Source organism: Pseudarthrobacter sp. NamE5, assembly GCF_005796225.1.
GTDB lineage: Bacteria > Actinomycetota > Actinomycetes > Actinomycetales > Micrococcaceae > Arthrobacter.
In genome coordinates, this window is sequence record NZ_VAHO01000009.1 from 156,566 (window position 1) to 164,934 (window position 8,369).

Here is an 8,369-nt window from a genome sequence, read left to right on the forward strand (position 1 = left end):
CCAGGCACCCGGGATCCCCGTGTGATCCCGCACGCACGGCCCGCCCTCCATGCGAGGGCGGGCCGCGCTTTGGCCCAACGCCATGGCAGCAACCCTTGCGGCTCCTGCTGCGTGGGTCCTTTTTCCTTTTCCGGCATAGTTAAGCTTTTGGGGTCGCCTTTATTGGGTACAGTCACCGCACTGATGTAGGACGGAAACGAACAGGGGCTTGATTTTGGCAGGGAATGCAACGTTTCGGCACAGCAACACCGGGCTGCTTTCGGTGAGCAGTGTCGAGGCCCCGCGGATCGTGAGTTCTACGGATTTCGACCATCGGTTGGCGTCCACCCTGCAGCGGCTGAAGTTCCCGCCGCGGCTGCTGGAGCGGGTCGCGGGCATCACGCACCGCCGTTGGTGGGCCCCGGGAACAGCATTCGACGACGCCGCCATTGAAGCAGGTGCCAAGGCCCTGGCCGAGGCAGGCGTCGAAGCATCGGAAATCGGCCTGCTGATCAACACCTCGGTCACCCGGCGCAACCTGGAACCCTCCGTAGCGGTGAGGATCCATCACGGACTCGGCCTGCCGTCGTCGGCCATGAATTTCGACCTGGCCAACGCCTGCCTCGGCTTCGTCAACGGCCTGACCCTGGCGGCCAGCATGATCGACTCGGGCCAGATCAAATACGCGATGATCGTCAACGCCGAGGATGCCGAGGCAACGCAGGAGGCCACCCTCGCCCGGCTGCAGCGGCCCGAAACCACCCGCGAGGACTTCAACCGCGAGTTCGCCACCCTCACCCTGGGCTCCGGTGCCGCTGCCGCCGTCCTGGGCCCCGCTGACCAGCACCCCGGCGCCCACAGGATCGTCGGCGGCGTGATGCGTGCAGGAACACAACACCATGAACTGTGTGTGGGCGGCATCGACGGCATGAACACGGACACCAAGGGACTGCTCGACGGCGGCCTGCAGCTCGTCGTCGAGGCCTGGCACGAAGCCCAGCCGGAATGGGACTGGGCAGCCATGGACCGCTACGTCACGCACCAGGTGAGCAACGCCTACACCCAGGCGATCATCGACGCGATCAACCTGGACCCCGACAAGGTGCCCATCACCTTCCCGCACTGGGGCAACGTGGGCCCGGCCTCCCTTCCCATGACCCTTGCTGCCGAGGCCCAGTCCCTTGAAGCCGGAGACCGCGTGCTGTGCATGGGCGTCGGTTCCGGGCTCAACACCGCCATGATGGAAATCGTTTGGTAGCCGCCGCCTGGCCAGGCGTGGACCCGGAGTGGTCCCGCGAAGTGGAGGTGCTGTCCACCTCGGGCGCGGACGAGCCGGGAACGGTGCATCGCTGGCACCTGCTGGACAACGGCGCGCAGCTGTCCCGCCGCGGCCTGGTCCCGCAGGGCACCCTTTTGTGCGTCCACGGCAACCCCACCTGGTCGTATCTGTGGCGGACGCTGCTCACCGCGGGGTCAGACCCGGCACACCCGTGGCGCGTGGTTGCCGTGGACCAGCTGGACATGGGCTACTCAGCGCGCACCGGCAGGTTCCGCCGCTTGGCGGACCGGATCAACGACCTCGGCGACCTCACCGCGGCGCTCGACCTGGACGGACCGGTGGTCACGGTGGGCCACGACTGGGGCGGCGTCATCAGCCTCGGCTGGGCCCTGGCGCACCCGCAGCAGCTTGCCGCCGTCGTCCTGACCAACACCGCCGTCCACCAGCCCGCCGGTTCAGCAATCCCGCCGGCGTTGCAGCTGGCCCTGCACCCTGCCGTGCACAAGTGGGGAACCACCACGTCTGACGCCTTTCTGCGGGTGACCCACTCGCTGGCGGACCCGCCGCTGCCGGCAGATATCCGGAAGGCGTACATGGCCCCCTACCACGGCGCCTCTCGCCGTACCGGGGTGGGGAACTTCGTTGCGGATATCCCCGTGGATGCTTCCCACCCCAGTTTTCAGGCGCTCACCGGTGTTTCAGAAGGGCTCCGCGGCCTGAAGGTGCCGGCCCTGATGCTCTGGGGCCCCCGGGACCCAATCTTTTCTGACCGGTACCTCAAGGACCTCGTTGGCCGGCTTCCGCACGCGCAGGTGCACCGCTTCGAAGGCGCCGGGCACATCGTGGCGGAAGACCGGGACATTGCCGGGCCGGTTTTCCAATGGCTCGCCGGGCATGCCGGTGCCGGCGGAAGCGGCGCTCCGGAAGCCGCATCCCCCGGAGAGGCGCGGAAGGACCCGGCCGGTGCCACCGGGTTCCGGCCCCTCTGGGAGATGCTCGAAGAACAGACCGCAGGGATCGCCGGGGGCGACACTGCCGTCGCGGAAATGGCTGCGGACGGAACGGTGGCCCGTTCGCTCAGCTGGCAGCAGCTGGACCGGAGCATCCTGGACCTCGCCGAGGGGCTGCAGGAGGCCGGCGTCGGGAGCGGCAGCCGGGTAAGCCTGATGGTTCCGCCCGGCGTGGACCTCACCGTGGCCCTCTATGCCTGCCTGCGGGTGGGCGCGGTGGTGGTGGTGGCCGACGCCGGACTGGGAACCAAAGGCCTCAGCCGGGCAGTGAAGGGCGCCACCCCTGATGTCATCATCGGCATCGACAAGGCCCTCGCCGCTGCCTCCGTGCTCGGCTGGCCGGGGCGGCGGATCAGCGTGCAGGACCTGCCGGCCGCCCGCCGTCGGATCCTGGGCGTGGAAACGTCCCTCGCCGCTCTGGCGCGGCGCGGATCGGACGGAAGCCAGGTGCCGCCGTCGGGCGCTCCGGACCCGGACGCCCCCGCCGCCGTCCTCTTCACGTCGGGTTCCACCGGGCCGGCCAAAGGCGTGCTTTATACCCATCGGCAGCTGGCCGCGATGCGGGATACCGTGGCCGAGACGTTTGGGATCCGTTCCGGCTCCCGCCTGGTGGCGGGCTTCGCCCCGTTCGCCCTGCTGGGGCCGGCACTCGGAGCGGTGTCCGTGACGCCTGACATGGACGTCACGGCCCCCAGAACCTTGACGGCACGGGCGCTGGCGGACGCCGCGGCTGCCATCGACGCAACCGTGGTCTTCGCTTCTCCTGCAGCCCTGCGCAACGTCCTGGCCACGCAGGATGGCCTGAGCGAGGCAGGGCGCCAGGCACTGGGGAAGGTTGAACTGCTGCTCTCCGCCGGAGCGCCCGTCCCGGAACCGCTCCTGGCCGAGGTGCAGCGGCTCCTGCCACGGGCGTCCCTGCACACGCCCTACGGCATGACCGAGGCCCTGCCCGTGACGGACATCAGCCTTGAACAGATCCAGGCCGCCGACGCCGACGCTGCCGCCGGCACGGTGCCGGGAGCAGGCAACGGCGTGTGCGTCGGAACGCCGGTGCACGGGGCGCGGGTGGCCGTGGTCCCGCTGGCGGTGGACGGCACCGCACCGGGAACGCAGCCGGTAACGGACGCCGGGGTGACCGGGGAGATCCTGGTCAGCGCCCCGCACGTCAAGGAGGCCTACGACAGGCTCTGGCTGACCCAAACTCAGAGCGCGTCCATCCCGGGCTGGCACCGCACCGGCGACGTAGGCCATTTCGACGCCGCCGGCCGGCTGTGGGTGGAGGGCCGCCTCGCCCACGTGGTGACGGCGCCCGCTGCCGCGGTGACGCCCGTCGCCGCCGAGCAGGCAATCGAACGGCTGGACAGCGTCCGGCTCGCCGCTATAGCCGGGGTGGGGCCGGCAGGCACCCAGGCCGTGGTCGCCGTCGTCGAAACAGTACCTCCCGTCCGCAAGGCAGGCCCGGCCGCACCCGAACTCGCCGGCCGTGTCCGTACCGCTGCCCGGGACGCCGGCGTGGACGTTTCGGCTGTGCTTGCGGTCCCCGCGCAGCCCACCGACATCCGGCACAACGCAAAGATCGACAGGGCCCGCCTGTCCCGCTGGGCTTCACGGGTGCTGGCTGGCGGCCGTCCAGGAAAGCCATGAGGGTCCTCGTCACCGGCGCGAGCGGTCTGCTCGGGCGGGAAGTTGCCGGAGTGCTGGTGCGGCAGGGCCACGACGTGTCGACCTTCCAGCGCCGTCCGTCAGGGGTCGACGGCGCCGCAGATTTCCGCGGGTCCCTCGCCGACGAGGAGGTGCTGAAGGACGCAGTCCAGGGCGCAGAAGGAATCATCCACCTGGCCGCGAAGGTCTCGTTCACCGGCCGTGCCGCCGAGTTCGACGAGGTGAACGTTGAAGGGACCCGGCGCCTGCTGCGCGTTGCCCAGGAGGCGGGGGTGCGCGATCTGGTGTTCGTTTCCTCGCCGTCGGTGGCCAACTCGGGCGCCGCCATCGCTGGGCTGGGTGCGGAGCCGGCCGATCCGGAGCACGCGCACGGGGACTACTCCCGCACCAAGGCCGAGGCCGAACTCCTGGCGCTCGCAGCAGACAGTCCGGAGTTCCGGGTTGCGGCGGTGCGGCCGCACATTGTCTGGGGTCCGGGTGATACCCAGCTGGTGGAACGGGTCCTGGCGCGCGCCGCCCGCCGCCGCCTGCCCCTGCTCGACGCCGGCGCTGCCCTGATCGACACCACGTACGTGGACAACGCCGCCTCTGCCATGGCCACGGCGCTGTTCCGTATGGAGCACATCCATGGCCGCGCCTTGGTGGTGACCAACGGCGAGCCCCGCCCGGTGGGTGAACTGCTTGCCGGCATTTGCGCCGCGGGCGGTGTTCCCGCGCCGCGGTGGGCTGTGCCCGGCGGCGTTGCACGGGCGGCCGGTGCCCTGGTGGAGCGGCTCTGGACCTGGGCCGGACGCACTGACGAGCCCCCGATGACCCGGTTCCTGGCCGAACAGCTGTCCAATGCACACTGGTTCGACCAGCGCGAGACCCGTGAACTCCTCGACTGGACGCCTGCCGTTTCCCTTGATGAGGGACTTGCGAGGCTGGCGGAGTACTACGGATCCAACGGGCGCCCGGCGGTGCGGGAGTCCGGGAGCGACTGATCACGGAGCCTTGCGTGTGGACTTTCCCATGCGCTGCTTTGCCGTGTTCGTGCCCGCTCCGATCGGCACCTGCGCGGTGGCTTTGGCCAGTCCGAACAGGGGCATCCCGCTGTACACCGTCTCGATGCCCGCGGCCGGCACCTGGTAGGTCTCGTGCCAGATGCCCACGTCACCGGTCCCGGAAATGCCCTTCATAAAGCGGCGCCATGGTTCCAGGTGGGGAGCATCCCGGTCCGCCGCGAACCTGCGCAGGTGCTCCGGGCTTTCCCAGTAGCTCACTATCATGGTGGTACGCCCAAACCACTGCTCACAGCCAAGCATCCCGGAGTCCGGATGCACCGCGAGGTGACGCAGCATCCGCGGCATGGCTGACGCAACCTGAAGCACCTTGCCCACCTTCCACCAGCGGTTTGCCCGCATCCCGATGAGGAACACTGTGACGGACTCCCGGCCGGGATCTGCAGTGTAGCGGCCAGGGAAAATCTCTTGATTCATGGGAGGCCTCTTTCCAAGGAATAGCGGTGGGAGGGTTTGGTAACGCCGTTACAAAACAAGGTAATGAAACAATGGCGACCATGGCAAGACCTGTGGTGCACACTGCTTCCCTGCGAGCGGAACTTTTGGCAGTGACGGCGGACCTTGTGGACCGGGAAGGTCCGGCGCGGGTTACCCTCCGGGATGTGGCCGCAGCTGCCGGCACTTCCACCACTGCCGTCTACTCGCTCTTCGGAGGAAAGTCCCAGCTCCTCACAGCTGTGGTTGATGACGGCTTCCGGTCCTTCCGGGACTCCCAGGCGGCGGCGGCGGGAGGGCTGCGCGGCCTGGGGGTTGCGTACCGCGATTGGGCGCTGGGCCACCGGGCGCTCTACCGGCTCATGTTCGGGGGCGCGCTGGCCGCCTACGCCGATTGCAGCCCCAGCCCCGACGTCGCTGCGGACGCCATGGGGCCCCTGAAGGAAGCAGTGGCCGCCGCACAGTCCGCGGGGACGCTGCTGCCGGGTCCGGTGGAGGTGGTGGCAGTGGCGATCTGGGGGCAGGTCCATGGACTGGTGAGTTTGGAGTTGGCCCAAGTAGGGCCTCCTGATGCTGACTGGGCTGCTGCTTACGAGGCCGCCCTGGGTGCTGTGGCCAGGGGTTGGGCTGCACCCTGACAGCCGGCTGGCCAGCAGGCCGTGGCGGTGTCGCTTTGCGGTGCCGGCCGCCGAATCGCAGGCGCATCAGGGAGTAGTGTCACGGGCGCCGATGTGATGTACTACTAAGCAGCCTTACTATTCAATTGTGCAGAGATGCTCGATGTCACGCCTGAGCGCCAATGTCCCCATGCGGGGTGCATGTGATCGTCCAGCTCTATGTAATCTAAGGGAGATCTGAGTAATGCCCGACGTCTCCGCTGCCGCCCCTGCCGGTATGCCCAAACCCGCCATGCGGGGCTTAACCGGCGTCGGCGGCCAAGCGGCCCCCGGCAACACCTGCGGGGGAGGAGTGACGGGCCAGCTGTTGGGCCAGCGTTACCGGCTTCAGGAGCTAGTGGGCCGGGGCGCAGCGGCGGCCGTATACCGGGCTGTGGATGAGGCCCTGAACCGGGAAGTGGCGCTCAAGGTTTTCGCCAGGGAAGGCTGCGAGCCGGAGTTGCTTGCCCGGCAGGAGGCAGAGATCCGGATCCTCGCGTCCTTGATCCACCCCGGCCTGGTGACCCTGTTTGACGCCGGCACTGATCCCGCCGTGGAGCGCAGCTTTGTGGTGATGGAGTACGTGCCCGGCCCGGACCTCCGCCAGCTCCTGGGGCAGGGGCCAATGGAGCCCGCCGGTGTTGCAGGCATCGGAGCTGACCTGGCCTCTGCACTGGACTACGTGCACAGCCGCGGCGTGCTCCACCGGGACATCAAACCGGGAAACGTGCTGCTCTACCAGCAACGGACCTGGGACCCCAATGCCCAGTGGAGGGCCAAACTCGCTGACTTCGGCATCGCCCGCGTGATGGATGAAGAGCATCTGACCGGGACGGGCCGCACCGTGGGCACAGCCGCCTACCTGAGCCCGGAGCAGGCGCTCGGGGAGAGCCTGGACGGAGCCAGCGACGTCTACTCCCTGGGCCTGGTGCTTCTGGAATGCTTCACCCGGCATGTTGAGTTCCCGGGTAACCAGATTGAGTCGGGCGTGGCACGCATCAACAGGGACCCGGTTGTCCCTGCGGGTATCGGCGCGGAGTGGGAAGCGCTGCTGGCTGCCATGACCGCCAGGCATTCCACGGACCGGCCCACCGCGGCAGAAGCTGCAGCTGCCCTGCAGCAGTTGTCCCTGAAGCCCGGGCCGTCCAAGGCGGCTGTCGACCCTGCCGTTACTGCGCGGATACATCGGCCCGCTCCTGGCCTGCAACCACCACTGCCGCCGCATCCGCCACAGGCACTCCCTCCGCGGCGCCGGAAACTCGGCAAGCGCGCCCGGGCGGCAGTAGGGGCTTGCGCCGCGGCTGTCATCCTGGGCGTGGCCACTTCCGCCACATTCGGCGGCGCCGGCTCGGGCCAGCCCGTTGAACAGGCAGAATCGGCCATTCCGGTAAAGGCGGCGGCAAACAATCCCGTGGACTTTCACCTGGACCAGCTTAAAGCCGCACTCGAGCCCTCTGCTGTCTCCAGGACCATTCTCGACCAGCTGCGTGGGGCCGTGCTCGCCAATGACCTGCAGGCGGCGCTCAGCCACCTGGACCGGCTGGAAAAGGATGTGGCGGACGAAGCATCAGCCGACGCCCTGACGTTCGAGCAATACAGGAGCATTGTCAGCGCCATCCGCCTTGTCCGGAACGACCTCGTAACCCTCGCTGCCGCTTCTGAGGGACCAGCTGCCCCCTCTGAAGGACCGGCGGTTGAAGCCATCCCCGCCGGCACCGATACCCCGCCTGTAGTCACGCCGGACTCGCTGCCCGTCGCGGACCCTTCGCCGGTAATCGTCGTTGCACCGGCCCCGGCCGCCGAACCCGCTGAGGCTGACACCGCGCAGCAGCAAGAGCAACGGCCCGCAGAGGACGAAGCAGCCAAGCAAAGCCCTGCAGAGGCGGCCAAGACGAAAGCCGGCAAGCCCGGCGACCGTGGAAACGGGAAGGGCAGGGACTGAACCGGCCCTCCTGCCGCCGTCTGCCCCTTTGTGCACGGTGACTCTACCCACGGTCACCAGCCAAGGTACGACGGCGGCGAGCCTCCGGGGCAGGTGCATCTCCGGTCCTAGTTGGCCACGGTTCTGGGAACTTCACTGCCCGCCCACATGTGAGCCGGGAAAAGGAGGCTGTATCGAAGCGGGCTCCATCGGGAGGCGGCCTTGCCGAGCAGTAAGTACGACGGCGGCCCCGCACCTCAGCGGGGTGAGTGCGAAAGCGTTGGGGCAAAGGGCGCATCGAGTGAGGGAGCGTCGCGGGGAAAGCCGCATCGAGTGAGAGAGCGTCGCGGGGAAAGCCGCATCGAG

The 8,369-nt window shown here is 68.7% G+C and carries 6 protein-coding genes; 5 read left to right on the forward strand and 1 reads right to left on the reverse strand.

Annotated features, from left to right (window positions below; genetic code table 11):
* The first annotated feature begins 214 nt into the window (after window positions 1-214).
* From FDW84_RS12625 to FDW84_RS12635, 3 genes are read left to right on the forward strand one after another with little or no spacing between them, the layout of a single operon-like run.
* Window positions 215-1,237, forward strand: a complete 1,023-nt coding sequence (locus tag FDW84_RS12625) for a 3-oxoacyl-ACP synthase III (RefSeq protein WP_138609883.1) — start codon at window positions 215-217, stop codon at window positions 1,235-1,237.
* Window positions 1,231-3,912, forward strand: coding sequence for an alpha/beta fold hydrolase (locus tag FDW84_RS12630; RefSeq protein WP_138609884.1), 2,682 nt, complete (start codon window positions 1,231-1,233; stop codon window positions 3,910-3,912). Before FDW84_RS12625 ends, FDW84_RS12630 begins: the two co-directional genes overlap by 7 nt.
* Window positions 3,909-4,913, forward strand: coding sequence for an NAD-dependent epimerase/dehydratase family protein (locus FDW84_RS12635; protein ID WP_138609885.1), 1,005 nt, complete (start codon window positions 3,909-3,911; stop codon window positions 4,911-4,913). The genes FDW84_RS12630 and FDW84_RS12635 overlap by 4 nt, the downstream gene beginning before the upstream one ends.
* Here the strand turns inward: FDW84_RS12635 and FDW84_RS12640 are convergent, their stop codons facing one another.
* Window positions 4,914-5,408: a DUF4188 domain-containing protein gene (locus FDW84_RS12640; RefSeq protein WP_138609886.1), complete on the reverse strand. Its 495-nt coding sequence runs from the start codon at window positions 5,406-5,408 to the stop codon at window positions 4,914-4,916. It abuts the gene before it with no gap.
* Window positions 5,409-5,488: 80 nt separating this feature from the next.
* Between FDW84_RS12640 and FDW84_RS12645 the strand changes: the two genes are divergently transcribed.
* Both FDW84_RS12645 and FDW84_RS12650 read left to right on the forward strand, forming a co-directional pair.
* Window positions 5,489-6,064, forward strand: a complete 576-nt coding sequence (locus FDW84_RS12645) for a TetR-like C-terminal domain-containing protein (RefSeq protein WP_205754745.1) — start codon at window positions 5,489-5,491, stop codon at window positions 6,062-6,064.
* Window positions 6,065-6,287: 223 nt separating this feature from the next.
* Window positions 6,288-8,024 (forward strand): serine/threonine-protein kinase, encoded by a 1,737-nt coding sequence (locus tag FDW84_RS12650; protein WP_138609888.1) that lies wholly within the window; start codon window positions 6,288-6,290, stop codon window positions 8,022-8,024.
* The last annotated feature ends 345 nt before the right edge of the window (window positions 8,025-8,369 follow it).